At 70.0% G+C, this 26,393-nt stretch carries 23 protein-coding genes, 1 pseudogene and 1 riboswitch; of the genes and pseudogenes, 12 read left to right on the top strand and 12 right to left on the bottom strand.

Annotated elements, in window-relative coordinates; translation table 11 throughout:
* Nucleotides 1-132: 132 nt before the first annotated feature.
* On the bottom strand, nucleotides 133-933 hold the full coding sequence (hisN, locus tag Q4V64_RS34860) for a histidinol-phosphatase (RefSeq protein ID WP_124439261.1): 801 nt from the start codon (nucleotides 931-933) through the stop codon (nucleotides 133-135).
* 841 nt (nucleotides 934-1,774) lie between these two features.
* Here hisN and Q4V64_RS34865 point away from each other — a divergent pair.
* A complete protein-coding gene (locus Q4V64_RS34865) occupies nucleotides 1,775-2,383 on the top strand; it encodes a TetR/AcrR family transcriptional regulator (protein ID WP_124439260.1) in 609 nt (202 codons plus the stop codon).
* A 4-nt stretch (nucleotides 2,384-2,387) separates the two neighbouring features.
* On the opposite strand, the gene Q4V64_RS34870 is transcribed toward Q4V64_RS34865, so the two are convergent.
* From Q4V64_RS34870 to Q4V64_RS34885, 4 genes are all read right to left on the bottom strand, one after another.
* Nucleotides 2,388-2,711 carry a multidrug efflux SMR transporter gene (locus Q4V64_RS34870; RefSeq protein ID WP_124439259.1) on the bottom strand — a complete coding sequence of 108 codons (324 nt, stop codon included), beginning with the start codon at nucleotides 2,709-2,711 and terminating at the stop codon, nucleotides 2,388-2,390.
* 192 nt (nucleotides 2,712-2,903) lie between these two features.
* The gene (rsgA, locus tag Q4V64_RS34875; RefSeq protein WP_124439258.1) at nucleotides 2,904-3,914 is read right to left on the bottom strand and encodes a ribosome small subunit-dependent GTPase A; all 1,011 of its coding nucleotides are present in this window, start codon (nucleotides 3,912-3,914) and stop codon (nucleotides 2,904-2,906) included.
* Nucleotides 3,915-3,918: 4 nt separating this feature from the next.
* On the bottom strand, nucleotides 3,919-5,274 hold the full coding sequence (gene aroA / locus Q4V64_RS34880) for a 3-phosphoshikimate 1-carboxyvinyltransferase (RefSeq protein ID WP_124439257.1): 1,356 nt from the start codon (nucleotides 5,272-5,274) through the stop codon (nucleotides 3,919-3,921).
* Between the two features lie 110 nt (nucleotides 5,275-5,384).
* A complete protein-coding gene (locus Q4V64_RS34885; RefSeq protein WP_124439256.1) occupies nucleotides 5,385-6,107 on the bottom strand; it encodes a M50 family metallopeptidase in 723 nt (240 codons plus the stop codon).
* Nucleotides 6,108-6,157: 50 nt separating this feature from the next.
* Here Q4V64_RS34885 and Q4V64_RS34890 point away from each other — a divergent pair, with 50 nt between their 5' ends.
* Nucleotides 6,158-6,973, top strand: coding sequence for an SOS response-associated peptidase (locus tag Q4V64_RS34890; protein WP_124439255.1), 816 nt, complete (start codon nucleotides 6,158-6,160; stop codon nucleotides 6,971-6,973).
* A 191-nt stretch (nucleotides 6,974-7,164) separates the two neighbouring features.
* Here the strand turns inward: Q4V64_RS34890 and Q4V64_RS34895 are convergent, their stop codons facing one another.
* The 4 genes from Q4V64_RS34895 to Q4V64_RS34910 are packed head-to-tail and all read right to left on the bottom strand — an operon-like array spanning nucleotide 7,165 to nucleotide 11,784.
* Nucleotides 7,165-7,986: a TniQ family protein gene (locus Q4V64_RS34895; protein ID WP_253267552.1), complete on the bottom strand. Its 822-nt coding sequence runs from the start codon at nucleotides 7,984-7,986 to the stop codon at nucleotides 7,165-7,167.
* A 38-nt stretch (nucleotides 7,987-8,024) separates the two neighbouring features.
* Entirely contained in the window at nucleotides 8,025-9,080 is a 1,056-nt protein-coding gene (locus Q4V64_RS34900) for an AAA family ATPase (protein ID WP_172629638.1), read from the bottom strand.
* Nucleotides 9,077-11,122: a Mu transposase C-terminal domain-containing protein gene (locus tag Q4V64_RS34905; RefSeq protein ID WP_124445746.1), complete on the bottom strand. Its 2,046-nt coding sequence runs from the start codon at nucleotides 11,120-11,122 to the stop codon at nucleotides 9,077-9,079. The genes Q4V64_RS34900 and Q4V64_RS34905 overlap by 4 nt, the downstream gene beginning before the upstream one ends.
* Entirely contained in the window at nucleotides 11,119-11,784 is a 666-nt protein-coding gene (locus Q4V64_RS34910; RefSeq protein ID WP_253267553.1) for a TnsA-like heteromeric transposase endonuclease subunit, read from the bottom strand. The genes Q4V64_RS34905 and Q4V64_RS34910 overlap by 4 nt, the downstream gene beginning before the upstream one ends.
* A gap of 301 nt (nucleotides 11,785-12,085) precedes the next feature.
* On the opposite strand from Q4V64_RS34910, the gene Q4V64_RS34915 reads away from it, so the two are divergent.
* The 9 genes from Q4V64_RS34915 (at nucleotide 12,086) to Q4V64_RS34955 (ending at nucleotide 21,249) form a co-directional block, all read left to right on the top strand.
* A complete protein-coding gene (locus tag Q4V64_RS34915; protein WP_124439242.1) occupies nucleotides 12,086-12,712 on the top strand; it encodes an alpha/beta family hydrolase in 627 nt (208 codons plus the stop codon).
* A gap of 312 nt (nucleotides 12,713-13,024) precedes the next feature.
* Complete coding sequence (gene sigR / locus Q4V64_RS34920) at nucleotides 13,025-13,705, top strand: RNA polymerase sigma factor SigR (protein ID WP_216377584.1); 681 nt, start codon at nucleotides 13,025-13,027, stop codon at nucleotides 13,703-13,705.
* Nucleotides 13,702-14,013: a mycothiol system anti-sigma-R factor gene (gene rsrA / locus Q4V64_RS34925; protein ID WP_124439241.1), complete on the top strand. Its 312-nt coding sequence runs from the start codon at nucleotides 13,702-13,704 to the stop codon at nucleotides 14,011-14,013. The genes sigR and rsrA overlap by 4 nt, the downstream gene beginning before the upstream one ends.
* A 104-nt stretch (nucleotides 14,014-14,117) precedes the next feature.
* The gene (locus tag Q4V64_RS34930) at nucleotides 14,118-15,449 is read left to right on the top strand and encodes an HD-GYP domain-containing protein (protein WP_124439240.1); all 1,332 of its coding nucleotides are present in this window, start codon (nucleotides 14,118-14,120) and stop codon (nucleotides 15,447-15,449) included.
* Nucleotides 15,446-16,693: an HD domain-containing protein gene (locus tag Q4V64_RS34935; protein WP_124439239.1), complete on the top strand. Its 1,248-nt coding sequence runs from the start codon at nucleotides 15,446-15,448 to the stop codon at nucleotides 16,691-16,693. The genes Q4V64_RS34930 and Q4V64_RS34935 overlap by 4 nt, the downstream gene beginning before the upstream one ends.
* Nucleotides 16,694-16,797: 104 nt before the next feature.
* The gene (locus Q4V64_RS34940; RefSeq protein WP_124439238.1) at nucleotides 16,798-17,778 is read left to right on the top strand and encodes a hypothetical protein; all 981 of its coding nucleotides are present in this window, start codon (nucleotides 16,798-16,800) and stop codon (nucleotides 17,776-17,778) included.
* Between the two features lie 76 nt (nucleotides 17,779-17,854).
* Nucleotides 17,855-18,505, top strand: coding sequence for a peptide deformylase (gene def / locus Q4V64_RS34945; RefSeq protein ID WP_124439237.1), 651 nt, complete (start codon nucleotides 17,855-17,857; stop codon nucleotides 18,503-18,505).
* Nucleotides 18,506-18,793: 288 nt separating this feature from the next.
* Complete coding sequence (gene cyc1, locus Q4V64_RS34950) at nucleotides 18,794-19,879, top strand: epi-isozizaene synthase (RefSeq protein WP_124439236.1); 1,086 nt, start codon at nucleotides 18,794-18,796, stop codon at nucleotides 19,877-19,879.
* Nucleotides 19,876-21,249, top strand: a complete 1,374-nt coding sequence (locus Q4V64_RS34955) for a cytochrome P450 (RefSeq protein ID WP_124439235.1) — start codon at nucleotides 19,876-19,878, stop codon at nucleotides 21,247-21,249. Before cyc1 ends, Q4V64_RS34955 begins: the two co-directional genes overlap by 4 nt.
* A 160-nt stretch (nucleotides 21,250-21,409) precedes the next feature.
* On the opposite strand, the pseudogene Q4V64_RS34960 reads toward Q4V64_RS34955, so the two are convergent.
* Nucleotides 21,410-22,369: pseudogene (locus tag Q4V64_RS34960) on the bottom strand (helix-turn-helix domain-containing protein); the annotation flags it as partial.
* Between the two features lie 92 nt (nucleotides 22,370-22,461).
* Between Q4V64_RS34960 and Q4V64_RS34965 the strand changes: the two are divergent.
* Nucleotides 22,462-22,704, top strand: a complete 243-nt coding sequence (locus tag Q4V64_RS34965; RefSeq protein ID WP_124439233.1) for a hypothetical protein — start codon at nucleotides 22,462-22,464, stop codon at nucleotides 22,702-22,704.
* Here Q4V64_RS34965 and Q4V64_RS34970 read toward each other — a convergent pair.
* Together Q4V64_RS34970 and Q4V64_RS34975 are read right to left on the bottom strand one after the other, a co-directional pair.
* Complete coding sequence (locus Q4V64_RS34970) at nucleotides 22,617-23,630, bottom strand: ribonucleotide-diphosphate reductase subunit beta (protein ID WP_124439232.1); 1,014 nt, start codon at nucleotides 23,628-23,630, stop codon at nucleotides 22,617-22,619. The two genes, Q4V64_RS34965 and Q4V64_RS34970, sit on opposite strands and share 88 nt — an antisense overlap.
* Nucleotides 23,630-25,996 (bottom strand): ribonucleoside-diphosphate reductase subunit alpha, encoded by a 2,367-nt coding sequence (locus Q4V64_RS34975; protein WP_124439231.1) that lies wholly within the window; start codon nucleotides 25,994-25,996, stop codon nucleotides 23,630-23,632. Before Q4V64_RS34975 ends, Q4V64_RS34970 begins: the two co-directional genes overlap by 1 nt.
* 145 nt (nucleotides 25,997-26,141) lie before the next feature.
* Nucleotides 26,142-26,224, bottom strand: a riboswitch (cobalamin riboswitch).
* Nucleotides 26,225-26,393 lie beyond the last annotated feature (169 nt).

Below are 26,393 nucleotides of genomic sequence, written 5' to 3' on the forward strand. Positions count from 1 at the left end.
GAATCCCGGACTCCGTTAGTTCAAGGATTCACAAGTTCACAAATGAGGGTGCTCTCAGAGTGACAGGTAAAGCGGAGGTCAACAAGAGGGCGCGTGTGGTCGGTTGAGGGCGCAGGCGCTCTTCCGGTTATCTCAGTAACGCTGGTTGAGATAACCCAGCAGCTCGTCGTGGAGCAGGCCGTTCGACGCGGCCGCGTTGCCGCTGTGCGGGCCCGGGCGGCCGTCGAGACCGGTGAAGGTGCCGCCGGCCTCCGTCACGACGATCGCGTTCGCGGCCATGTCCCACAGGGAGAGCTCCGGCTCGGCGCAGATGTCGACGGCGCCCTCGGCGACCAGCATGTACGGCCAGAAGTCGCCGTACGCGCGCGTGCGCCATACCTCGCGGGTCAGGTCCAGGAAGCCGTCCAGCCTGCCCTGTTCCTCCCAGCCGCTGAGCGAGGAGTACGCGAAGGAGGCGTCCGTGAGCTTCGAGACACGCGAGACGTGCAGGCGGGAGGCCGAGCTGAGGCTGCGTCCGGTGAAGGCGCCGTGGCCCCTCGCGGCCCACCAGCGGCGGCCGAGGGCGGGGGCGGAGACGACGCCGACGACGGGCTCGAAGCCGGTGTCGCCCGCCTCCATGAGGGAGATGAGGGTGGCCCAGACAGGGACGCCGCGTACGTAGTTCTTGGTGCCGTCGATCGGGTCGACTACCCAGCGGCGGGGGCCGGTGCCCTGGATGCCGTACTCCTCGCCGAGGATCGCGTCGCGGGGGCGGGCGCGCCCGAGTTGGCCGCGGATGAGTTCTTCCGCGGCCTTGTCCGCTTCGCTGACCGGGGTCATGTCCGGCTTCGTGTCGACCTTGAGGTCTAGGGCCTTGAAGCGGGCCATGGTGGCCGCGTCTGCCGCGTCCGCGAGGACGTGGGCGAAGCGGAGGTCGTCGAGGTAGTCGGGCATGTAGCGAACGGTATCTGTCGTTGCTGGTACGGGGCTACAGGGGGCCTTGGGGAGGGCTGTGCGGGGTTGGTGCCCGCGCTTTGTCCAGGCACCCGGCGTTTTCAGTCGCCCGGCGTTGGTGCTGGGCGGGGGGTGGGTCGCGCGGCCCGGCGCTACGGGGTGCCGCCTTCTGTGGGTCGGGAGCCGCCTCAGCGGCACGACTGCCCGCAGGCTGACGGCGGGGCGGGGGCGGCGCCCGCGGCTTGGCGGCCTCGGCTGGTGGTGGGGTGGGGCGGCGCCTGCGGCTTGGTGGCGTCGGCTGGCGATGGGGTGGGGCCTGCGCTTGTTGGCTTCGGCTGGCGGTGGGGCGGGGTGTGGGGCCTGCGGCTTGGTGGCGGTGGCTGGCGGTGGGGCGGGGCGGTGCCCGCGGCTTGGCGGCCTCGGCTGGTGGTGGGGTGGGGCGGCGCCTGCGGCTTGGTGGCGTCGGCTGGCGATGGGGTGGGGCCTGCGCTTGTTGGCTTCGGCTGGCGGTGGGGCGGGGTGTGGGGCCTGCGGCTTGGTGGCGGTGGCTGGCGGTGGGGCGGGGCGGTGCCCGCGGCTTGGCGGCCTCGGCTGGTGGTGGGATGGGGCAGTGCCCGCGGCTTGGTGGCAGTGGCTGCTCGCAGCCTGACGGCAGCGGCTGCCCGCCGCCCCACGGTGTTGGTCAGCCGTAGCCCACGGTGTTGGTCAGCCGCCGCCCCGCGGTGTTGGTCAGCCGTAGCCCGGCGGGTGTCGCGCGCCCCCGTGTGCCGCCGCGAACCCTTGACAGTGCCCCTGTGCGCGTCAAATCTGGGGCGCAGAGCCGATCGCCCAGGGAGGCGAGATGCCTGCAGCGCGGGAATCCCTGCTGGACGCCGCTTACACGGCGCTGGCGCGCCGGCCGTGGTCCGCTGTGCGGATGGTGGACGTGGCCGCGGCGGCCGGAGTGTCCCGGCAGACGCTGTACAACGAGTTCGGGAGCAAGGAAGGGCTGGCCCGGGCCCTCGTCAGGCGGGAAGCGGACGGGTATCTCACCGGCGTCGAGCGGGCGCTGACCGCGCACGGCGACGTCCGGGAGCGGCTGACCGCCACCGCCGAGTGGACGGCGTCGACGGCCCGTGAGAACGCCCTCGTGCGAGCCATGCTCACCGGCTGCTGGAGCGAGCGGCTGCCCTCACCGACGCTGAAGGCCGTGCCGTCCTCCTCGGCCGTCCCCGCGCAGCGCCGGGCGGACGGCCCGCTGCCGTCACCCGGCGACTTCGTGGCCTTGGTGCGTGATCGGGCCGTGGCGGTTCTCTCCGGTCCCGGCGCGGCCAAGTCGGAGGTCGCCGAACTGGCCCGCTCCTGCGAACTCGTCGTCCGCCTCGCCCTGTCCTGCGTGGCGGCCCCGCCCGGCGAGGGCGGCGTGGCGGATCTCGTACGGAGCGTGCTGCAACGGCAGTTGACGGGCTGACGGCTCAGTGGGCGGAACCGGACAGCTGGAGTCCGATCACGCCGATGATCACCAGGCTGATCGAGACGATCTTCAGGGTCGAGACGAGGTCGCCGAGGAAGATCATGCCGTAGATCGCGGTTCCCGCCGCGCCGATGCCCGTCCACACGGCATACGCCGGGCCCACGTCGAGCTTCTTCAGCGACAGGGTCAGCAGACCGAAACTGCCCAGGGCGAAGATGCAGAAGGCAACGGTCGGCCAGAGTCTGGTGAAGCCGTGCGACAGCTTCAGACAGACGGCGAAACCGGTCTCGAGCAACCCGGCCACGATGACCAGCAGCCACGCCATGTGCTGTCCTCCCGTAAGTCCACGTGTCCCAGCGTTTTGTGACCGCTTCATCAGGCTTCGCTCAGGCTTCGATCCGGGCTCGGTGCGATTATGCCCTTACCGGACCTACGTCAAGACAAACAACGCAGAGGTCAGCAGCCTTCCCCGGATGCGTCCCCGGACGCGTCCCCGGACGCATCCCGGCAGCCTTCCTCAGTCGCCTTCCTTCCGCTCCCTCGTCGACAGGAGCCGGCGCAGCGAGTACAGGCGGGCCGGATCCGCGTGGCCGTCGGCCACCCACTGGTCCAGCGCGCAGTCCTGCTCGTCGTGGCTGCACGCGCGGGGGCAGTTCTGCGTGCCGGGCTCCAGGTCGGGGAAGGCGTGGATCACCCGGGACGGGTTCACGTGGTGCAGGCCGAACGACCGTACGCCAGGCGTGTCGACCACCCACCCCCCGTCGCCCGCCAGCGGCAGGGCCAGCGCCGAGGTCGTGGTGTGGCGGCCGCGGCCCGTCACGGCGTTGACGTGTCCCGTCGAACGCCGCTGCTCCTGCGGCACCAGCGCGTTGACCAGGGTCGTCTTGCCGACGCCGGAGTGACCGACGAAGGCAGTGATCTTGCCGTCGAGCTGCTCGCGCACCCGGGCCACCGCCGCCCCGCTCTGCAGCTCCTCGCGGCTCGTCACCACGTACGGGATGTCCAGGTCGCCGTACAGCTCCAGGAGCTTGTCCGGCGGGGCCAGGTCCGACTTCGTCATGACCAGCAGGGGTTCCAGGCCGCCGTCGAACGCCGCCACCAGGCACCGGTCGATCAGGCGGGGGCGGGGTTCGGGATCGGCGAGGGCCGTGACGATGGCGAGCTGGTCGGCGTTGGCGACCACCACGCGCTCGTAGGGGTCGTCGTCGTCCGCGGTGCGGCGCAGCACCGACGTGCGCTCCTCGATGCGGACGATCCTGGCGAGCGTGTCCTTCTTGCCGGACATGTCGCCGACCAGTGCCACCCGGTCGCCCACGATCGCCGCCTTGCGGCCGAGCTCGCGGGCCTTCATCGCCATCACGATCCTGCCCTCGACCAGGCACGTCAGCCGGCCCCGGTCGACGGTGAGGACCATCCCCTCGGCCGCGTCCTCGTGCTTGGGCCGGATGTTCGTACGCGGCCGGTTGCCCTTGCGGTTCGGGCGGGAGCGGATGTCGTCCTCGTCGGTGTGCTTGCCGTAGCGGCGCATGACCTTATCCCTGGGTCTCCACGCCTCGTAGCATCCCGGTCCACAGGTCGGGGAAGTCCGGGAGGGTCTTCGCCGTCGTCGCCACGTTCTCGATCCGCACCCCCTCGACCACCAGGCCGATGATCGCGGCGGCCGTCGCCATCCGGTGGTCCTCGTACGTGTGGAAGGTCCCGCCGTGCAGCGGGCGCGGGCGAATGTGCAGGCCGTCGGCGGACTCCGTGACATCGCCGCCGAGCTCGTTGATCTCCTTGGTGAGCGCGGCCAGGCGGTCCGTCTCGTGCAGGCGCAGGTGCGCCACGCCGCGGAGGGTGGAGGGGGAGTCCGCGAGGGCGGCGACCGCGGCGATGCCGGGGGTCAGCTCGCCCACGTCGCCCAGGTCCACGTCGATGCCGTGGATGGACCCCGAGCCGGTGAACACCAGGCCGTACTCGGTGAGTTCGCAGGAACCGCCCATTTCGGTGAAGATCTCCCGCAGCCGGTCACCGGGCTGGGTGGTGCGGGCCGGCCAGTCGGGGACGACGACCCGGCCGCCGGTGACAAGGGCCGCCGCCAGGAACGGCTGGGCGTTGGACAGGTCCGGCTCGATGGTCAGGTCGCGGCCGAGCAGGGCGCCCGGGGTGACCCGCCAGACGTTCGGCTCGCCGCCCGACTCCGGGGTGTCGACCTGGGCGCCGACCGAGCGCAGCATGTCGACGGTCATCCGGATGTGCGGCATGGAGGGCAGCGTGGAGCCGGTGTGGCGGACCTCGACGCCCTGGTTGAAGCGCGGGCCGGACAGGAGCAGGGCCGAGACGAACTGCGACGACGAGGACGCGTCGATCTCCACCGGGCCGCCGTCCAGCGCCCCGCCGCCGTGCACCGTCAGCGGCAGCGCGCCGCGGCCGTCGTCGTCGATGCGGGCGCCGAGGACGCGCAGGGCGTCGATCACGCCGTTCAGGGGACGCTCGTACGACCGCGGGTCGCCGTCGAAGCGGATGGGGCCGTCGGCGAGCGCGGCGACCGGCGGAAGGAAGCGCATCACCGTGCCGGCGTTGCCGACGTCGACGGTGGCCGGGCCGTGCAGGCCGGTCGGAAGCACGCGCCAGGCCTCACCCGTGCTGTCCGGGCCGCCCGCGACGGTGGAGCTGGACGACACCGTCTCCTCGATCTCCACGCCCATCGCCCGAAGGGCGCCCGCCATCAGCAGGGTGTCGCGGGAGCGCAGCGGGCGGCGCAGCCAGCCGGGCTCGGAGGCGAGGGCGGCCAGCACCAGGGCGCGGTTGGTGACCGACTTGGACCCGGGCACGTGGACCGTCGCGTCGACGGCTCCGCTCGCGTGCGGGGCGGGCCAGAGGGCGGTGTGTGCGTCGTTCGGGGCCATGGGCCCCACTTTAATGGTCGGCTGTCCTTCGGGTGCTGCGCCGTGGGGGCTGATCGCGCCCACGGCGCAGCCGCATGTCGACACAGCCCCGCGCCCCTGGGGTTGGCCGGTCATGCCCCCAGTAGCCAGCGGCCGCCACCTATCAGCGAGCACAGCGACACCACATGGAACAGAAACAGCCACATGCCCGCTGGTACATGCGTCAGCCGCGACAGCTGGTCCGCGTCCGAGTCTCCCGCCCCTCCCCGTGAGCGCTTCATCTGGAGTTCGAACGCCGGCCGCACGCCGCCCAGCAGCAGGAACCACACCACCACATACGCGAACGCCGCCTGCACCTGCGGTCCCGTCAGCCAGGACACCACCACGAACGTGGCGCCCGTGATGACCACCGTCAGGGCGCCGTACGCGTTGCGGATCATCACCAGCATCGCCACCAGCAGGACGGTCGCCGCCCACAGCAGCAGCGTGATGTGCCCGGCGGCGAGCAGGGCGGCGCCGCCCAGGCCGAGGAGCGGGGGAGCGGTGTAGCCGGCGGACGCGGTGAGGATCATGCCGAGTCCGTGCGGCTTGCCGCGGCTCACGGTCAGGCCGCTGGTGTCCGAGTGCAGCCGTATGCCGGTGAGGGTGCGGCCGGTGAGCAGCGCGACCAGGCCGTGGCCACCCTCGTGCGCGATGGTGATGGCGTTGCGCGAGATGCGCCAGAAGTTGTGCGGGACGACCACGGCGAGCGCGGCGACGAGGGCCGCGATCACCACCCACAGGTCGGGGTCGGGCTGGGTGCCGGAGACCTCGTCCCAGAGGGAGGCGAGCGAGTCGGATGCGGTGGTGTGCATGTTCGGCGGTAGCTCCCTGAGGTCTCGTCGAATCTGGCAGTGTGGCACGTATGTGCGGACGGTATGCAGCCAGTCGTGGGCCCGAGGATCTCGCAGGAATCTTTGAGATCGAGAAGTGGGAACCCGAGGAGACCCTGGCACCCGACTACAACGTGGCCCCGACCAAAGAGGTCTACGCAGTCCTCGACCGTCCTCTTAAGGACGTGGAAGACCCCAAACCGGTTCGACAGTTGCGGAAGCTGAAGTGGGGGCTGGTGCCGAGCTGGTCGAAGACCCCCGAGGGCGCGGCCCGGATGATCAACGCGCGGGCGGAGACCGTCCACGAGAAGCCGTCGTACCGCCGCGCCTTCGCCACCCGGCGCTGCATCATCCCCGCCGACGGCTACTACGAGTGGGTCACTTCCAAGCAGGAGCGGGATCTGGAGGTCGAGGGGAGGAAGAAGCGGCCGCGCAAGCAGCCGTACTTCGTTCTCCCCGCCGACGGGTCGGTGTTCGCGATGGCCGGGCTGTACGAGTTCTGGCGGGACAAGACGCTGCCCGACGACCACCCGCAGGCCTGGTGGGTGACGTGTTCCGTCATCACCACGGAGGCGGAGCAGAGCCCGCTCGCGGTGTCGCCCGCCGAGGGACCGCACACCCTGGCCGAGATCCACCCCCGGATGCCCCTGATGCTGACGCCGGACCGCTGGGACTCCTGGCTCGACCCGTCCCGCACGGACCACGACGACCTGCGCTCGCTGCTCGCGGCGCCGCCCGAGGGGCTGATGCGGGCGTACCCGGTGACGACCGCGGTGAGCAACGTCCGCAACAACGGCGCGGAGCTGCTCAAGGAGCTGGAGGGGCCCGTGGAGGGCACACTCTTCTGACGTGAACGCGAACGCGAACGTGATGTCCGTTCTCAATGAGGTTGGTGGACTGCCTGGCTCTGAGCTGGGAGTTGTCATCTTGGAGTGAGACGGTGCCGCACCTTGATGTGTCAGGGGCTGTGCGGCGGGTTCGACCAGGACTTCGTGGGTCAACGAGGGTGGAAGCGGTAGGACCGCTGACCTGCGGGTTGTCAGTCTGATTGAGACAGGGAGAGCCTCGGTCTCAGGGAAGTTGCCAGTTTCTGGAGGGCTGCCAGCTCGCGGCTCCCTGCCTTGAGCTGGAACCGGCGTGCGATCTCCGGGGCCGATTCCTGGTGATCGCGCCAGTGCGGTGATGAGAGCAGGCTGGTGAGGATGACCGTTTCGGGGTAGGTCGCGATCTCGATGCGGTTCGGAGACGGGCGGAGTGGGTCTCCGTAGATGTCTTCGCCGAGGAGATGAATCCGGTCCGTCCACCGCTGTTGGAGCTGTGTCTCGGCGGCGGTGTGGAACCACTTCAGCAAGCTGTCACGTGCGGTGCGGTAGCTCTGCTCGGGGGCGGAGCCCCTGCGGCGGCTCGTGAGTCGCCGGTGGCGCTGGTTGGCTCTGCGAACGTCGGGCAGAACGCGGAGGAGATGCTGCTCGTCGCCCAGGAGCCAGCGGTGATGTCGTGGGCAGACTGCTTCGTGGGGCAGGGTCTCGCGGACGACGAGGCCGTCGATTCCGCGCCGGGCCATGCAGGGGCGGCATGCCGGACGGTGAAGGGCATCGCCGTGGCCGGTGCTCGGGCGTGGACCGATTCGTTGGCCCTCGCTGAGTTCGGCGAGAGCTGGCATCGCATGCACGAGTTCGGCGGGTGCCCGGCCGGTCAGGGCGGATAGTCCGAGCAGGGCCCGTGGGGTCCAGTGGTCCGTGCGGTTGTCGTCACGGCGGTGATGACGGTTGTGACCGAGAAGACCGGCCAGATAGCGGACCGGCAGGCGGTTGGCGTCCGCGAGCCGGTTCAGATAGGAGCCGACCGTCTCGCGGTGCACTGGCGAGAGGGGGACAGGCAGTATGCGCGGGTGTGTACTCAACTGGCCTTCCTCGTCGCGGGAGTCGAGGGACGGCGTCTGGTCTGCTGTGCAACGGCCCGGTCGAGTTCGACTTCATCGAGTCCGGTGCGTGTGATCTTCTCTGTGCCGCTGATGATGGCGTCCAGTGCGGCTTCGCGGACGAGGTGGGACAGGCTGCCGATCATGCCCCCGGTGCGGTCGTGCAGGTAGGCGCTCAGCTTGAGGAGGGTCTGCGGGCGGTGGGCATAAAGCCGTAGGGCCTCCTCCAGCGTGGTCACCAAGGACTGCCAGGCTTCTTTGTCCTTGGCCGTCTTGTGGGGGAAGGGGCGAGTGGTGATCTCGGTGTAGCGGCTGGCGATCTGCCCGCCGCGGCGGCCCGTGAACAGCCCAGTGTCCTCAACATCGACTCCGGCCAAGACGAACGTCGCCGGGATGCGCTCGGACAGATACTTGATCTGATCGGAGGCTTCGGCGCCGGTCTTGGTGCGGATGTCGAGGTTATGGAGCTCGTCGATCAGCACCAGGCGGCAGCTCCTGCTGCAGAGCAGGTCGCAGACGCGGTTGGTGATGTCGACCTGGCTGAAACGGCTGGGCAGCGGCAGGCCGATGAAGCGGGCGAGTTCGACCGCGAGCATCTTGGGTGTCGCTGCGGGCGGGACGGTGACATAGACGACGGGCAGGGCCTGGTGCCCGACTTCGCCGCGGCGGCGGCCGAGGAGTTCGTAGTTCTTGCCGAGCTGCGTGATCGCGGTGGTCTTTCCCGTGCCCGCGGGCCCGCTGACGATCAGTCCGCGGCGGGCCGACTGCTGGCGACGGTTGAGGAGGATCCGCTTGCGGCCGGTGGTGGTGACGTGCTGGATCGTGGGAGTGCGGACGATGACCAACTGCGCGTGATAGTCCTCGCGTTCACGCTCACGGGCAGTCCGCTGGTCCGGACTCAGACGCTGAATTGCGGCGGGTGAGAGCACCTCGGGAGGCATGGTCTCTTCGGCGACGAAGCATGCCCAGCCCTCCTTCGTGCTCAGCGGGTGGACGTCCTCTGGTTCCTGCCCGGCGTCCGGGGGCGGGTTCATGGACGGCTCCCGTCGGTGAAGGCGTCGAAGACCCCGAAGGGAATGACCTTGCCGACTGGTTGGTCCTCGTCCTCCGGGCCTTCCTGCGGTTCTTCGGGGAGGGCAGGCCGAAGGCCAGGGTGAACGGGGTGGCTGGCTGCCGCGTGGGTGCGGGCGGCAACTTTGCGGTCCGGGCCGTTCTGAGCCCGGGTGAGCAGGTCTTCCACAACTGCGGCGATCGCGCCTTCGTCGGTGTCGTCGGCGCCCTGGGCGGCCAGGACAGAACGGGCGTGTCGCCAGGTGAAGTCGGCGAAGGGGGCGGAGACGGAGTCCAGCCGGGTCCAGGGGACGGTGATCCAGCCGCCTGCCCGGTGATCGCGGATCCAGATGTGGGACAGATCGTAGGGGTCGTAGTGGACTTCCCAGAGGCCGCCCTTGAGGTCGACGCCAGAAGGCTGGCGCCGGTAGGGCGCCAGGTCGCGGCAGTCGTAGGTGCGGTAGTCCATGACGACGCCGTAGTCGTTGATCTTCCGCCACTCCGCGGGCAGGAGTTCGATGTAGTCGTCGCCGGTCAGGCAGACCGGCAGGTGTCCGCTGCGGGCCACAAGCATCGCGTAGACGTCGTTCGGGGACAGAGCCTGGCCCGGCAGGAACGGGCTGCGGAGGCTGTCGTGGGGCCTCGTCTGCCATCGGGCAACGACCCATTCGTCGAAGAGGTCGGCGAGTTCTCGCAGGGTCCAAACAGCCTGGACGTCCTCACCACGCCGGGTGGGGTTGGAGCCGACGTAGCCGGCGACGTGCTGGCAGAACAGCGTGTTGATCGAGGAAAAGGTGCGTTCCACCACGCCTTTGTCGGTCGGGGTGGCGGGCCGGGCCGGCTGGACGGAGACGCCCAGGGTCTGGCAGGCCGTCACGAACGTCTCCGAGATGAACACCTTGCCGTGGTCGACCACGATGGTGTCCGGGACGATCACCGGTTTCGCGGCGGCGTGTTCCAGGCGGGCATCCACGCTCATCAGCCGCGCGTGCGGGATGAGCGAGACGGACATCCGAAGAGCGTCGTGCCAGCCCGGCCGCATCGGCTCGGGGACCAGGATGCGGGCCAGTAGTAGAGCCGCATCCACGGCCTTGGTGCCCGCAGGCCGCAGGACGGCCGCGCAGATCGTCCGTGTTGCGACGTCGACCGCGATGGTCAGCTCGACCCGGCCCGTCACGCCGTCGTCCAGGATCGCCAGCACGTCCAGCGGGGTGGTGTCGATCTGCACGACCTCGCCGGGCCGGGCGGCCTTCGACGGGGTGAACACCCCTTGCGGGCGGCGGGCTCGTGACCGGCGGGCCGTGGCAGTGCCGAAGGAGTGCATCCCCTCCGACAGGGACCGCACCAGCCGGTAGAGGGTGGACCGTGAAGGCAGCTCGACGGCTCCCTCACCGTGACGCTCGACGAGGATCCGCTCAGCCTCGCGGAGCACCCGGCTCCGGGTTCCCGTGGACAGCTTCTCCTGCCCGGCCAGTGCCTCCGTGATGGCGGTGACCAGCCGTTCGTCCGCGTGCCCGGTCGGCTTGGAGACGCGGGTGGCACGGTGGTCGACCAGCCCCCAAAGTCCCTGCTCGCGCCAGCAGCCCCGCAACCGGAACAGGGTCCGGGCGGTCATCGGCGTCCCGAGAGCGGCCAGTTCCTCCGCCTTCGCCGCGATCCGTTCGTTCACCGTGCGCCACTTCGGGTCGTACTCGGGCCGGGGCCTGGCGGTCGGCTCCGCGCCGGGCAGCAGTCCGGTCTCCATCTCGACCATGTGCCGCTCAAGCAACCGGGCCCGCCGCAGGGCGGGCTCGGGAACGGTGTCCAGCAGTCCGAACGACGGCAACCCCGGCGCTTCGGGCAGGGAGTCGAGCATCTCGAAGCCGTCCGCCGCCAGCAGATGGGAGAACAGCACCAACGATGCTCCGCCGGACTCGCCCTGCAGCCGCACCGTGGTGCCGGCCAGACCCGCCACGAGGTGGACCTGTCCGTCGAACCGGACCCGGTCACCGACCCGCAGCACTCCACGAGGCCCCGAGGCAGTCACCGGCCCGCCTCCCCGGTCATCACCACGGTGCGATCACTCAGGCGACGGCCCAGGTCGGCCCGCAGCAGCCCGCGCCAGAGCAGGTGGAAGACCACCGGGAGCACGCCGATCGGATCACCCAGCGTTGCAGCCTGCCCGAGCAACGGTGCGGGAGTCGCGAAGGCCGCGCAGACCGCCGCCGTCATCCCCTCCGACACGGCGAAGCGCGGATGGCGATAGCCCGCCAGCCAGCGCAGATTCGCCACTCGGACGGGATCGATCTCACTGGCGACACGGTAGGCCCAGCCCACCGCGTCACACGCTTCCCGCGCCCGCTTGAACGACTCGGCGGCCCTCTGGTCGATCCGGTCCGCCGGACGGCAGTCCACCACCAGGCCACTTCCGTCCGCAGCCCGCGCGAAGTAGTCCGGAGCGTGTGACCGGCTGCGGCCTGATCCCTCGTCCCGCCAGCTCAGCCAGAACGGCTGCGAGGAGAACCCCGTCACCAGCGGATCGAAGTCGAGCAGCATCGCGTGATCCCGCTCCAGCCACGATTCGAACCCCACATGCCGACCGGTCGTCACCGCCCAGTACAGCCCCGGAAAATGGCGCTGGCCGCGGTACGACGGGAAGTCCCGCACCGGCAGCGCGTCCTCGAAAGCGACATCCCCGGCCTCGGTCAACGGCCGACGTCTCGTCCCGCCGTCCGCTTCAACCCAGCCGATCTCGTACCTCGACGCATCCGCGTACACGGAAACGTGCTCAACCCCCTGCGGCCCTTCAGGCACCGCCGTCCCCACACGAACCCTCATGGGACGACCATCCAGGGTTCGATGACACAGACCAGATCAGATGAGACCCAAACCACCCTGAAGTCGGAAAACCGGGCACCGGCTCACATGCACCACCGAGACCAGCCACGCTGAACTGCCAACTCGTCTGAGAACAGCAGGCTTCACCGATACGGGACACGTGAACATCAATGTGACGGAGATCATCGAAACGGATGCCGGTGCCGCCCGCATCACCTGGCACCGGGCCAAGAAGGCGCGGCTGGTGTTGGCGGTGAGCCACGGTGCCGGCGGCGGCATCGAGGCGCGGGACCTTCAGGCGCTCGCCGCCGTCCTGCCCGCCCACGGCGTCACCGTCGCCCGGGTGGAGCAGCCCTGGCGGGTGGCCGGGAAGAAGATGGCGCCCGCGCCGAAGACGCTGGACGTGGGCTGGCGGGGCATCCGGCCCGCGCTGGCCGAGGAGGGGCTGCCGGTGATCTCCGGCGGCCGCAGCGCCGGGGCCCGCGTCGCCTGCCGTACGGCCGCGGAACTCGGCGCGCACGCGGTCCTCGCCCTCGCCTTCCCGCTGCACCCGCCCGGCAAGCCCGAGAAGTCCCGCGCCGAGGAACTGCTCGGGACCGGGGCGCCCACCCTCGTCGTCCAGGGCGGCAACGACCCCTGGGGGAGGCCGGAGGAGTTTCCCGAGGGGGCGTACGAACTGCTCGAGGTGCCGTACGGCGATCATGGCTTCGCCGTGCCGAAGCGGGCGGACATCAGCCAGGAGCAGGCCCTGGCGATCATCACCGACGGGGTTGTGAGGTGGGCCGTGTCACTGGTGTAACGGCTCGGGAATGTTGCGGACCGGGCCTTGGTTGTGGCGGACAGAAGTGCTGCGAGAAACAGCACAGACGCCGTACGAGAGGAAGTCCGCCGCATGGGTTCGACCTTCTGCCCGCCCGCCTCCCGCCACCACCCCGTGGACGGGCTGCGCCCGGCGGAGTCTGATTCGAGCCGTAGCAGCCGCACTGACCTGGACTGGACGGTGCTGCATGCGGCGAAGACCGCCCCTATTCGGGCGGCGGGCGGACCGGATCGTCGTCTATCCTCCGATTCTGGTGGGACCGGTCTCGGTTCCGCCCTGACACTGGAGGAGGTGGGTCCGGTCACTGGGACCGACGCAGGGACCGACAACGGCCAGGCGGAGCAGCCCGAGGGCCCGGGCAACAGTGAGTCGACCGCCGAGCGCAGCGCGCGCTTCGAGCGCGACGCGCTGGAGTTCCTCGACCAGATGTACTCGGCCGCGCTGCGCATGACGCGCAACCCGGCCGACGCCGAGGACCTGGTGCAGGAGACGTATGCCAAGGCGTACGCGTCCTTCCACCAGTTCCGCGAGGGCACCAACCTCAAGGCGTGGCTGTACCGGATCCTCACCAACACCTTCATCAACTCGTACCGCAAGAAGCAGCGTGAGCCCCAGCGCTCGGCGGCCGAGGAGATCGAGGACTGGCAGCTGGCACGTGCCGAGTCGCACATGTCGACGGGTCTGCGCTCCGCGGAGTCGCAGGCGCTCGACCACCTGCCCGACTCGGACGTGAAGGCAGCACTTCAGGCGATCCCCGAGGAATTCCGCATCGCCGTCTACCTCGCGGATGTAGAGGGCTTTGCGTACAAGGAGATCGCGGACATCATGGGGACACCCATCGGTACGGTGATGTCCCGGCTGCACCGGGGCCGCCGTCAACTGCGCGGCATGCTCGAGGACTACGCCCGTGAGCGCGGACTGGTCCCGGCCGGCGCCGGAGAGTCGAACGAAGCGAAAGGCTCGGGCTCATGAGCTGCGGAGAGCCGCACGAGACGGACTGCAGTGAGGTACTCGATCATCTGTACGAGTTTCTCGACAGTGAGATGCCGGACGTCGATCGCGACAAGTTCAAGCAGCACTTCCAGGAGTGCTCGCCGTGTCTGGAGAAGTACGGCCTGGAGCAGGCCGTGAAGAAGCTCGTCAAGCGGTGCTGCGGGCATGACGACGTGCCCAGCGACCTGCGCTCCAAGGTCCTGGGGCGGCTCGATCTGATCCGCTCCGGCCAGGCGGTGCCCGACCACGATGTGACGGCCGCACCGCCGACTCCGCAGGAGTCCTGAGCCCGTCACCCGAACGTGCTAATCGGCGGGTCAACAGCCCGCACGCCCCCCTGCCGCCGTCCTAGGCTCCGGACCCGGACCAGGCATGGCCGGGGGAGGGCACGATGGATGTTCCGGTACGGGCACGTGCGTACGTCTCCTGCGTCGTCGTCGGCGCGCTGATCTGTCTGTTACCGCTGCCGACCGTGCGAACGCCCTGGTGGGCGGTGCTGCTGCTCGCCGTGCTGTACGGCTGCTGCGAACAGGTCCCCGCCCGGTGGCGGTTCGCCGGAACCTTTTACCCCGTGCTGCTCGCCGCGGCCTTTCTGCTGCCGCCGTCCGCCGCCGCGCTGGTGCCCCTGCCGGGCGCCTTGCTGTCTCCCGTCGAGCAGCGACCGCGGTGGCTGCGCAGGCTCTGGCGGGCGGCCCAGCTCGCCGTCGCTGTGTGGGTGGCGGCACGGGTGCACGGGGCGCTGGGCGGCCGGGACGCCGTCGGCGCCTGCGACGTGCCGTACGCGCTCGGGGCGGCCGGAGTGGCGGTGCCGGCCTTCTGCCTGGTGCTGAGCGTGCTGGACGGGGGGATCCTCGCCGTAGCGGAACGGGTTCCGGTACGACGGGCCTGGCGGGGCTTGTTCCCGCGGTCGCTCGCGCCGATCGCCGTGCACGGCCTCGCCGGGATCATGATGGCCGTCCTGTGGCGGAGTCCGTACGGGCCGGTCGCCGCGTTGCTCGTGCTGCTGCCGATGTGCGTGTCGTGGTGGGCCTTCGCCCAGTACCACCGGGAGCGGGGGGCCCACCGGGCGACGATCCGGGCGCTCGTGCAGGCCGTCGACATCAAGGACGGGTACACGCGCGGGCACAGTGAGCGGGTCGGGCAGGCGTCGATGATGATCGCGCGCGAGCTGGGGATGTCCGACGAGCGGGTCGAGGTGCTGCGGTTCGCCGGGATTCTGCACGACGTGGGGAAGCTGGGGGTGCCCACGCGGTTGCTGCGCAAGGACGGGCCGTTGACGCCCGAGGAGCGGCGGGTGATCGAGCTGCATCCCGAGTACGGGCACGAGATGGTGCGGGGGATCTCCTTTCTCGGGGAGGCCCGGGCGGCCGTCCTGCATCACCACGAGCGGCTGGACGGGAGCGGGTATCCGTACGGGCTGCGGGGCAGCCAGATTCCGGAGTCGGCGCGAGTGGTGGCCGTCGCGGACGCGTTCGACGCGATGACGTCCACGCGGTGCTACAGCCGGGCGCGTCCCGTCGACGTGGCCCTGCGGGAGCTGGAGCGGTGTGCGGGCGCCCAGTTCGACCCGATGATGGTGCGGGCGCTGGTGCGGGCGTTGAGCCGGCACGGATGGCATCCGGCGGTCACGGCGGACGACGTCCATCCACCCAGCACCGTCCCACCGGACGCACCCGTTTCCAGCCGGACACACCCGGACACCGTCGGCCGGAGCACACCATGACGGCGCGGCCATCTCAGTCGATTCTCCGCCTCATCCACGCCTGCGCCGGCCTCCTCGCCGCCGGCTCCCTCACCGCCACCCTCTGGACCGGCCTGGAGGAGCCCGGCATCGCCCTCGCGTTCGGCGTCCTGATCACCGTCGGTGAGCTCAGCCGGTGGACCGGCGCCCGGGTCCGGGAGGCCGCGCCGCTCGGGGCCGCGGGGGCGCTGTCGTACGCCCTCCTCGGGGAGGACGCCGGGCAGGCCACCCACCACGGCGTCCTCCAGGTCGTCACCGTCGTCCTCGCCGCCTCCCTCCTCGGATGCGTGCCCTACATCGGGCGGGGGCCGGGTCCCACCCTCGACCACCTCGCCCGGCGCCTGCTCACCGTCGGATTCGCCGCCGTGTGCTTCCAGCCGCTGTACAACCAGGGGACGTTCAGCGGCTGGGGCGGCCATGCCTACGCCCTGCTGCTGCTCGCGCTGCTCGCCCTCACCGCGCTGTGCGACGCCGCGCTCGCCGCGGCGCTCGCGCACGCCCGTACCCGGTGGCCCTTCGGTCCGCTGCTGCGGGACGAGCTGCGGGCGCTGCTGGGCATCGGGTCCGCCGTGTGCGCGACCGGGGCCGTGATGGCGCTCGCGGTCGCCGTCGTGGGGCTGTGGGCGCTGCCCGTCTTCTCGCTGCCCCTTCTGCTCACCCAGGTCTCCTTCCGCCGATACGCCGCCGTGCGGGCCACCTACCGGCAGACCATCGCCTCCCTGGCCCGGGCCACCGAGGTCGCCGGATACACCCCGGCCGGGCACGCCCGGCGCGTGGCCGCGCTCAGCCAGGCCGTGGGGCGGGACCTGGGGCTCACCGAGCCGGAGCTCATCGTGCTGGAGTACGCGGCCCTGATGCACGACATCGGGCAGCTGAGCCTCGTCGATCCCGTGCCGGCGGGGGCCACCGCCCAACTGCCCGTCGCCGAGCAGCGGCGCATCGCCCTGCTCGGCGGGGCCGTCGTCCGGCAGACCGGGGTCGACGCGGCGGTCGCCGTGGTCGTGGAGCGGCAGGCCGACCCCTGCGGGGAGCAGCCGGTCGCCGCGCGGATCGTACGGGCGGTGAACGCGTACGAGGAGAAGGCGCGGGACGCCGGGCCCGGCGGGCCCCTGAAGGCGCTGGAGGAGCTGCGCCTGGCGACGGGCGGCGAGTACGCCCCGGAGGTCGTGGAGGCACTGGCCCGGGTACTCGCAAGAGACTGTCTGACCCTGCCCGGGGCTGGGTAACCCATGGGTAATGAGCGCCCTTCCAGCCGTACATGGTTGGATGCGAGAAAGAGGGTGTCCGGGGGCACAGCCAGCCCACTCCACGGAACTGGCAGGCGGGAATCGTGAGGATCTTCGGCAAGGGACGGCACCGGCCCTCCGCCTCTTGGCGGCAGGCCACAGACCGCGCGTTCACGCTGATCGGCGACGGCCGGTACGAGGACGCGGGCGCGCTGCTGACGCGGGCCGCCGATCTGGAGCCCTGGCTGTCGGAGTCCTGGTTCAACCTCGCCCTGCTGCACAAGTTCCGGCACGACTGGGAGCAGGCCCGGGCGGCTGGTCTGCGTGCCGTGGCGCTGCTCGACCGGGAGACCGGCGCACCTGACTGGTGGAACGTCGGCATCGCGGCCACCGCGCTGCAGGACTGGCCGCTGGCGCGGCGGGCCTGGCAGGCGTACGGGCTGCGGGTGCCGGGCGGTGCCACCGCTTCGGGTGAGCCCGTGGGCATGGACCTCGGCAGTGCGGCCGTACGGCTGTCCCCGGAGGGGGAGGCCGAGGTGGTGTGGGGGCGGCGGCTCGACCCCGCCCGCATCGAGGTGCTGTCCATTCCCCTTCCCTCGTCCGGGCGGCGCTGGGGCGAGGTCGTGCTGCACGACGGCGTGCCGCACGGGGAGCGGACCACGGCCGCCGGGCACGCCTACCCGGTGTTCGACGAGATCGAGCTGTGGGCGCCTTCTCCCGTGCCGACCTGGGTGGTCCTGCTGGAGGCCGCGACCGAGGCCGACCGGGACGCCCTGGAGCAGCTCGCGGCCGACGCCGGGTTCGCAGCCGAGGACTGGTCGTCGTCCGTGCGGCTGCTGTGCCGGATGTGCTCGGAGTCACGGATGCCGTCCGACGAGGGTGACGGCGAGCATCTCGACCCGCACGACCACAGTGAGCCGGGGCATCCCGGGCCGCTCGGGCATGTGACCGACGGGCAGTTGTGGGTGCCGGAGCGGGAGTGTGGCGTCGCCGCGCCCGCCTCACTCGTTCGGGGCTTGCTGGACGGATGGGTCGCGGACAGCCCGGACTCCCGGGACTGGCGGGATCTGGAAGAGGTCTGCTGAACATTCGCCGTACCCTGTATCAGCATCACACCCCCTCTCCGGTTCTTCGGTTTGTGCAGGAAGGCATACGTCGGTCATGGCCCAGCAGGACACCGATCAGCAGCACGTGGGCGTGCTCCCCGCCGACGACGAGGGCTTCGTCGTCGACACGGAGGACTGCGAGGAGCGCGAGCAGGCGTACCGCGAGCGTGGCACCTCGCGGCCCATCACGGTCGTCGGGAACCCGGTGCTCCACAAGGAGTGCAAGGACGTCACCGAGTTCGGCGCGGAGCTCGACCAGCTGGTCGCGGACATGTTCGCCTCGCAGCGCACCGCCGAGGGCGTGGGCCTGGCCGCCAACCAGATCGGCGTCGACCTGAAGGTCTTCGTCTACGACTGCCAGGACGACGAGGGCCGGCGGCACGTGGGCGTCGTCTGCAACCCGAGGCTCGTCGACCTGCCGGCCGACAAGCGCCGGCTGGACGACAGCAACGAGGGCTGCCTGTCCGTGCCGACGGCGTACGCGGCGCTCGCCCGGCCGGACTACGCCGAGGTGACCGGGCAGGACGAGAAGGGCAACCCGATCAAGGTGCGCGGCACCGGTTACTTCGCTCGGTGTTTGCAGCACGAGACCGATCACCTCTACGGGTACCTCTACATCGACCGGCTCTCCAAGCGCGAACGCAAGGACGCGCTGCGGCAGATGGCCGAGAACGAGCCTCGCTACCCCGTCGTCGCCAACGACTGAGGTTCCCCCCAGCCTCGTAACTTCCTTCCGTACGGCGTCTGCTCGGGAGTCCCTTCCCGAACGGGCGCCGTTCGTCTGTCCGTCGCACGTTCGATCGCTTTCGCTCGCTCAGTGATCGGGAATCAGTCGCGCAGGGGGAGGTCTCGGCACTGTGAGGTAGTGAATGGAGCAAATCCGTTCCCAGATCGGTCAGTTGTGGTGCTGAATGGAAGTGCGGGGATACGCAACGGCGCACGCCCGGCACAGCGGGGGGCGTGCGGTAACTGGCGGCTGAGAGGGGTTTGTTTCGTGCATGCTCTCCCGTACAGCACCACATCGACACCGACGGCGGTACCGGTCCCGCCATCGCTCTCTCTTCCGGTGATCGAAGCGGCGTTTCCCAGGCAACTCCACACGTATTGGCCAAGGCTCCAGGAGAAGACCCGCACCTGGCTACTGGAAAAACGGCTCATGCCGGCGGACAAGGTGGAGGAATATGCCGACGGCCTGTGCTACACCGACCTCATGGCGGGGTACTACATCGGCGCCCCCGACGACGTCCTCCAGGCGATCGCGGACTACAGCGCGTGGTTCTTCGTCTGGGACGACCGGCATGACCGTGACATCGTGCACCGCCGTCCGGCCGCCTGGCGGCGGCTCAGGTTCCGGTTGCACGCGGCCCTGGACGCCCCGAGGAACCATCTGCACCACGAGGATCCCCTGGTCGCCGCGTTCGCGGACAGCATGGTGCGGCTGTACTCGTTCCTGCCGCAGACGTGGAACGCCCGGTTCGCCCGCCACTTCCACGAGGTGATCGAGGCATATGACAGGGAATTCCGCAACCGGACCGAAGGGATCGTCCCGACGGTCGAGGAATACCTCGCACTGCGCCGCCTCACCTTCGCGCACTGGATCTGGACCGATCTGCTGGAGCCGAGCGCGGGACGCGAACTCCCCGACGGCATACGAAAACACCCGGCATATCGGCGGGCGGCGCTGCTCAGCCAGGAATTCGCGGCCTGGTACAACGACCTCTGCTCGCTCCCCAAGGAAATCGCGGGCGACGAGGTGCACAATCTCGGAATCAGCCTCATCAAACACCAGGGAATGACTCTGGAAGAGGCGGTCACGGAGGTCCGGAAACGCATCGAGCACTGTATAGAGGAATTCCTCGTCGCCGAACGGGACGCCTTACGTCTCGCCGACGACTTCGAGGACGGCTCGGTCGGCGGAAAGGAACTCGCCGCCGCCGTACGGACCTGCGTCTGCAATATGCGGAACTGGTTCAGCACCGTCTACTGGTTCCACCACGAGTCCGGCCGGTACATGGTCGACAGCTGGGACGACCGGTCCACGCCCCCGTACGTCAACAACGAAGCGGCAGGTGAGAAATGACCGTCGAGTCCGTGCAGCCCGACGCCCCGGGAACAGGGGCATCGGAACTGCGTGAACCGCCCCTCGCCGGCGGAGGAGTGCCGGGCCTCGGCCACGGCTGGAAGCTCTTCCGCGACCCGCTGGGCTTCCTGGCCGGGCTGCGCGACGACGGCGACCTGGTCCGGCTGCGGCTGGGCCCGAAGACGGTGTACGCCGTCACCGCGCCCGACCTCTGCGGCGCCCTGCTGACCAGCCCGGCGTACGAGGTCGGCGGGCCGCTGTGGGACACCTTGGAGGTGCTGCTGGGCAAGGGGGTGGCGACCAGCAACGGTGCGCTGCACCGGCGTCAGCGGCAGACGATCCAGCCCTCGTTCCGCAAGGACGTCATCCACGAGTACGAGCGCGTCATGGTCGAGGAGTCGCTCGCCCTCGCCGCGCGCTGGCAGCCGGGGGACACGATCGACGTCACCCGCGAGGCATTCCGCGTGGGCGTGCGCATGACGGCCCGGTGCTTCCTGCAGATCGAGAACAACGACGATCTGGCCGAGCGGCTGAGCACCTCCCTCGCCACGGTGTTCGGCGGCATGTACCGGCGCATGATCCTCTCCTTCGGCCCGCTCTACCGGCTGCCGCTGCCGTCCCACCGGGAATTCGACCGGGCACTGGCCGAATTGCACAGGCTGGCCGACGAGGTCATCGCCGAACGCCGGGCCGCCGCCGTCAAGCCCGACGATTTGCTGACGGCCCTGCTGGAGGCAAAGGACGAAAATGGTGAACCGGTCAACGAACAGGAGATCCACGACCAGGTCATAGCGATTCTCACCCCGGGCAGCGAAACCGTGGGGACCCAGTTGATGTGGATCTTGCAATTGCTGGCCGAACATCCGGAACAGGCGGACCGGGTGAGGGAAGAGGTGCAATCGGTCGTGGGTGACGGGCCGGTCACATTCGGCGACCTCGGGAAGCTCACGCATACGAACAACGTCGTCTGGGAGGCGCTGCGCCTCCGACCCGCCGTATGGATTCTGACGCGGCGGGCCACGACCGAGAACGAACTCGGCGGGTATCGCATTCCGGCCGGTGCGGACATCGTCTACAGCCCGCTCGCCCTCCAGCGCGATCCGCGGTCCTACGACCACCCCCTCGACTTCGACCCGGACCGCTGGCTTCCGGAGCGTTCCGAGGACGTGCCGAAGTACGCGATGAGCCCCTTCAGCGCGGGCAACCGGAAATGCCCGGCCGACCACTTCTCGGTGGCTGGGCTCGGCATCCTCCTGGCGACCGTGATCCCGAAGTGGCGCTTCGAACGGCTGCCGGAGGCCGACGAATCGCCCCTGGTGGGGATCACGCTGCGACCGAAGCGGCTGCTGCTGAAGGCGGTGCCCAGGTGACGGTTCAGGCCGCGTCCGATCCGGCTTCGGGTCCGGGGCCCGCTTCGGGTCCGGACTCCGGTCCGGCTTCCGGTCCGGACTCGGGTCCGGCTTCCGGTCCGGACTCGGGTCCGGCTTCCGGTCCGGCTTCCGGTCCGGACTCGGGTCCGGCTTCCGGTCCGGCTTCGGGTCCTCTGAACGTCCGCCGGTAGGCGTTCGGGGTGGTCCCCACCGACCGGACGAACTGGTGGCGCAGCGCGGCCGCGTTCCCGAACCCCGTCCGGCCGGCGATCGTGTCCACCGTCTCGTCCGTCGCCTCCAGCAGCCGCTGGGCCAGCAGCACACGCTGGCGCAGGATCCAGCGGTAGGGAGTCGTCCCCGTCTCCTGCTGGAAGCGGCGAGCGAAGGTGCGCGGGGACATGTGCGCGAGGTCGGCGAGTTGCTCGACGGTGACCTCCTCGTCGAGGTGCTGTTCCATCCACACCAGCACCCCGCCGACCGTGTCGCACTGGGACCGCGGCAGCGGGCGCTCGATGTACTGGGCCTGCCCGCCGTCCCGGTGCGGCGGCACCACCATCCGCCGGGCGATCTTGTTGGCGACCTCCGGCCCCTGTTCCTTGCGCACGATGTGCAGACAGGCGTCGATGCCGGCGGCGGTGCCGGCCGAGGTGATCACCGGGTCCTCGTCGACGTACAGCACGTCGGGCTCGATGATCGCCTTCGGGTAGCGCCGGGCCAGTTCCTCAGCCTGCCGCCAGTGCACACTGCACCGCCGCCCGTCGAGCAGCCCGGCGGCACCGAGCGCGAACACCCCGGAACAGACGCTGAGCACCCGGGCACCCCGGTCCACGGCCCGGACCAGGGCGTCGAGCAGCTCGGGTGGAAACTCCCGGGTGACGTAGTCGCTCCCGGCCGGCACGGCGATCAGATCGGCCTCGTCCAGCCGGTCGAGGCCGTACGGCGTGGAGACGGTGAGGCCGCCGACGTGCGTGCTGAGCGAGGGGCCCTCCGCCGAGACGACCGTGAAGTCGTACAACGACAGACCCTCGTCGCGGCGGTCGATGCCGAAGACCTCGCAGACGACGCCGAGTTCGAAGGGATGCACGCCGTCCAGCAGGACGGCCGCCACATTCTGCAACATGCCGCCAGTGTGCCTCGGATCTGGCAGTAAATCGAGGGTCTACGGCAGTCCTGCCACTGTTGGTAAGGAGTGTCCGGAGCGACAGTGGTGTCATGACTACCGCACAGACACAAGGACTGATCGGAATGCTCACCGTCCTCGGGATCCTCGTCCTCCTGGTCCTCCCGTCAGTGATCGGCATCCTGCGCGACCGGCGCATCGACCGTCAGATCAGGGAGGCCCAGGAGGCCCGCGAGGCGTACGAGGATCAGAAGTCCTCGTCCAGGTCCACGGTGCCCTCCACCGCGACCTGGTACGCCGACGGACGCCGCTCGAAGAAGTTGGTCAGCTCCTGAACGCCCTGGAGCTCCATGAAGGAGAAGGGGTTCTCGGAGCCGTACACCGGAGCGAAGCCGAGGCGCGTCAGACGCTGATCGGCCACGCACTCCAGGTACTGCCGCATCGAGTCGGTGTTCATCCCCGGGAGGCCGTCACCGCACAGGTCGCGCGCGAACTGCAGCTCGGCCTCGACGGCCTCCCGCAGCATGTCGGTGACCTGCTGCTCGAGCTGGTCGTCGAACAGCTCCGGCTCCTCCTTGCGGACGGTGTCCACGACGTCGAACGCGAAGCTCATGTGCATGGTCTCGTCGCGGAACACCCAGTTGGTGCCGGTCGCGAGGCCGTGCAGCAGACCCCGGCTGCGGAACCAGTAGACGTAGGCGAAGGCGCCGTAGAAGAACAGGCCCTCGATGCACGCGGCGAAGCAGATGAGGTTGAGCAGGAAGCGGCGGCGGTCCGCCTTCGTCTCCAGACGGTCCAGCTTCTCGACCTCGTTGATCCACTTGAAGCAGAACTCGGCCTTCTCGCGGATGGACGGGATGTTCTCCACGGCGTCGAAGGCCGCGGCCCTGTCCTCCGGGTCGGGCAGGTAGGTGTCCAGGAGGGTCAAGTAGAACTGGACGTGGACGGCCTCCTCGAAGAGCTGCCGCGAGAGGTACAGGCGCGCCTCGGGGGAGTTGATGTGCTTGTAGAGGGTCAGCACCAGGTTGTTGGCGACGATCGAGTCGCCGGTCGCGAAGAAGGCGACCAGGCGGCCGATGAGGTGCTGCTCACCCGGCGTCAGCTTCGCCAGGTCGGTGACGTCCGAGTGGAGGTCGACCTCCTCCACGGTCCAGGTGTTCTTGATGGCGTCCCGGTAGCGCTCGTAGAAGTCGGGGTAGCGCATGGGACGCAGAGTCAGCTCGAAGCCCGGGTCGAGCAGGTTCGTGTTACGGGTGGTCATTACTGGCAGGCCTCGCAGGACTCGGGGTTTTCCAGGGAGCAGGCGACGGCCTCTTCGGGCGCCGGCTGCTGTACGGGGATGGTCTTTTCGGGCTGAGCCTGGGCTCGGGCGGCGCGGGCGATGCGGGTCGCCGGGCGCGAGCGCAGGTAGTACGTCGTCTTCAGGCCGGACTTCCAGGCGTACGCGTACATCGAGGAGAGCTTGCCGATGGTGGGCGTCTCCAGGAAGAGGTTCAGCGACTGGGACTGGTCCAGGAACGGGGTGCGGGCCGCCGCCATGTCGATCAGGCCGCGCTGCGGGATCTCCCACGCCGTGCGGTACAGGGCCCGTACGTCCTCGGGGATCCAGGCGAAGTCCTGCACCGAGCCGTTCGCCTCGCGCAGCGCCTCACGGGTGCGCGCGTCCCACACGCCCAGCGCCTTCAGTTCCTTCACCAAGTACGAGTTGACCTGGAGGAACTCGCCGGACAGCGTCTCGCGCTTGAACAGGTTGGACACCTGCGGCTCGATGCACTCGTACACGCCCGCGATCGAGGCGATGGTGGCGGTGGGCGCGATCGCCAGCAGCAGCGAGTTGCGCATGCCGACGGAGGCGATCCGCTCCCGCAGGGCCGCCCAGCGCTCCGGCCAGGTCAACTCCGTGTCGTAGTGGTCCGGGTGGAGGACGCCCCGGGCCGCCCGGGTCTTCTCCCAGGCCGGCAGCGGGCCGCTCCGCTCGGCGAGGTCGGCGGAGGCCTCGTACGCGGCGAGCATGATGCGCTCGGCGATCCGCGTGGAGAGCCGCTTGGCCTCCGGCGAGTCGAAGGGCAGGCGCAGCTGGAAGAAGACGTCCTGGAGGCCCATCGCGCCGAGGCCGACCGGGCGCCAGCGGGAGTTGGAGCGGCCCGCCTGCTCGGTCGGGTAGTAGTTGATGTCGACGACCCGGTCGAGGAAGGTGACGGCGGTGCGGACCGTCTCGTCCAGCCGCTCCCAGTCGATGTCGCCGCCGGAGACGAACGCACCCAGGTTCACCGACCCCAGGTTGCAGACCGCCGTCTCCCCGTCGTCCGTCACCTCCAGGATCTCCGTGCAGAGGTTGGAGGAGTGGACCACGTGGCCCGGCTCGGCCGTCTGGTTGGCGGTGCGGTTGGCGGCGTCCTTGAAGGTCATCCAGCCGTTGCCGGTCTGCGCGAGGGTGCGCATCATGCGGCCGTAGAGGTCACGGGCGGGGAGGGTCTTCTTCGCCAGCCCCTTCTTCTCGGCCGACCGGTACGCAGCGTCGAACTCCTCGCCCCACAGGTCGACCAGTTCCGGCACGTCGGACGGCGAGAACAGCGACCACTGCCCGTCGGCGTCGACGCGGCGCATGAACTCGTCCGGGACCCAGTGCGCGAGGTTGAGGTTGTGCGTACGGCGGGCGTCCTCACCGGTGTTGTCGCGCAGCTCCAGGAACTCCTCGATGTCGGAGTGCCAGGTCTCCAGGTAGACCGCGGCGGCTCCCTTGCGCCGGCCGCCCTGGTTCACGGCGGCGACCGAGGCGTCGAGGGTCTTCAGGAACGGGACGATGCCGTTGGAGTGCCCGTTCGTGCCGCGGATCAGCGAACCGCGGGAGCGGATGCGGGAGTAGGCGATGCCGATGCCACCGGCGTGCTTGGAGAGGCGGGCCACCTGGTGGTAGCGGTCGTAGATGGAGTCCAGTTCGTCCTTGGGGGAGTCCAGGAGGTAGCAGGACGACATCTGGGGGTGGCGGGTGCCGGAGTTGAAGAGCGTGGGGGAGGAGGGCAGGTAGTCGAGGCGGCTCATGAGCCGGTAGAGCGCGGCGACTTCGTCCACCGACCTGGACGTGTCGTCCTCGGCGAGGCCGCTCGCCACCCGCAGCATGAAGTGCTGGGGCGTCTCGATCACCTTGCGCGTGATCGGGTGCCGGAGCAGATAGCGGCTGTGCAGGGTGCGCAGGCCGAAGTAGCCGAAGCGGTCGTCGGCGTCCGTGTCGATCAGCGCGTCGAGGCGCTCGGCGTGGACCCGTACGAACTCGGCCGTACGGTCGGCGATGAGCCCCTCCCGGTGCCCCGCGGCGACGGACTCGGTGAAGGAGGTGACGCCCTGCGAGGCGGCCTCCGCGGCGATGCCGATCGTCAACAGGCGGGCGGCCAGCCGCGAGTAGACCGGGTCCTCGGAGATGAGGCCGGCGGCCGCCTCCGTGGCCAGCTCGCGCAACTCCGTCTCGTCGGCCCGCGCCGACCGGCCGCGCAGCGCGGCGGCGGCGACCCGGCCGGGGTCGGCGTCGGGCAGGTCGGCGGTCAGCTCGGTCAGGGTCCGCAGCAACGCGGTTCCGGGACCGTCGGTCTCCAGGGCTGCTGAAACCGGTTCGGCGGGCGCGATGGTCACGTGGGGCTCTCCCTCGCTCGGCACAGGGGCCTGGTGGAGGGCAGGGGGCAGCACACGAGCGCACGCGGCGTCGCGTCCACCGACCCACTCCACGAGGCCCGGACGTAAGAACACCCGGACCGGACGGCCGGGCGCGCTGTCGACAGGTCCTCGGACTGACGCTCATACACGCATATACGCGCATGAGTACACCGTTGCGGGACAGTTCCGGATTCGCACCGGATTCCCCTGCGGCGACAGCGAGCACGAGCATACATCTTGTGCCGGGCGAGGACAGCACCCCCATATGTTGTGTCGCGGTGGTTTCGGAGCGTCAACTCATAGGTGAGGAGAGTGAGGTGCGGTGTGCCCTCGCGACGGACGGCCGGGAACGGCGAAGGGCCGCCGGATCGCATCC

Origin of the sequence: Streptomyces sp. NL15-2K, assembly GCF_030551255.1 — a bacterium.
GTDB lineage: Bacteria > Actinomycetota > Actinomycetes > Streptomycetales > Streptomycetaceae > Streptomyces.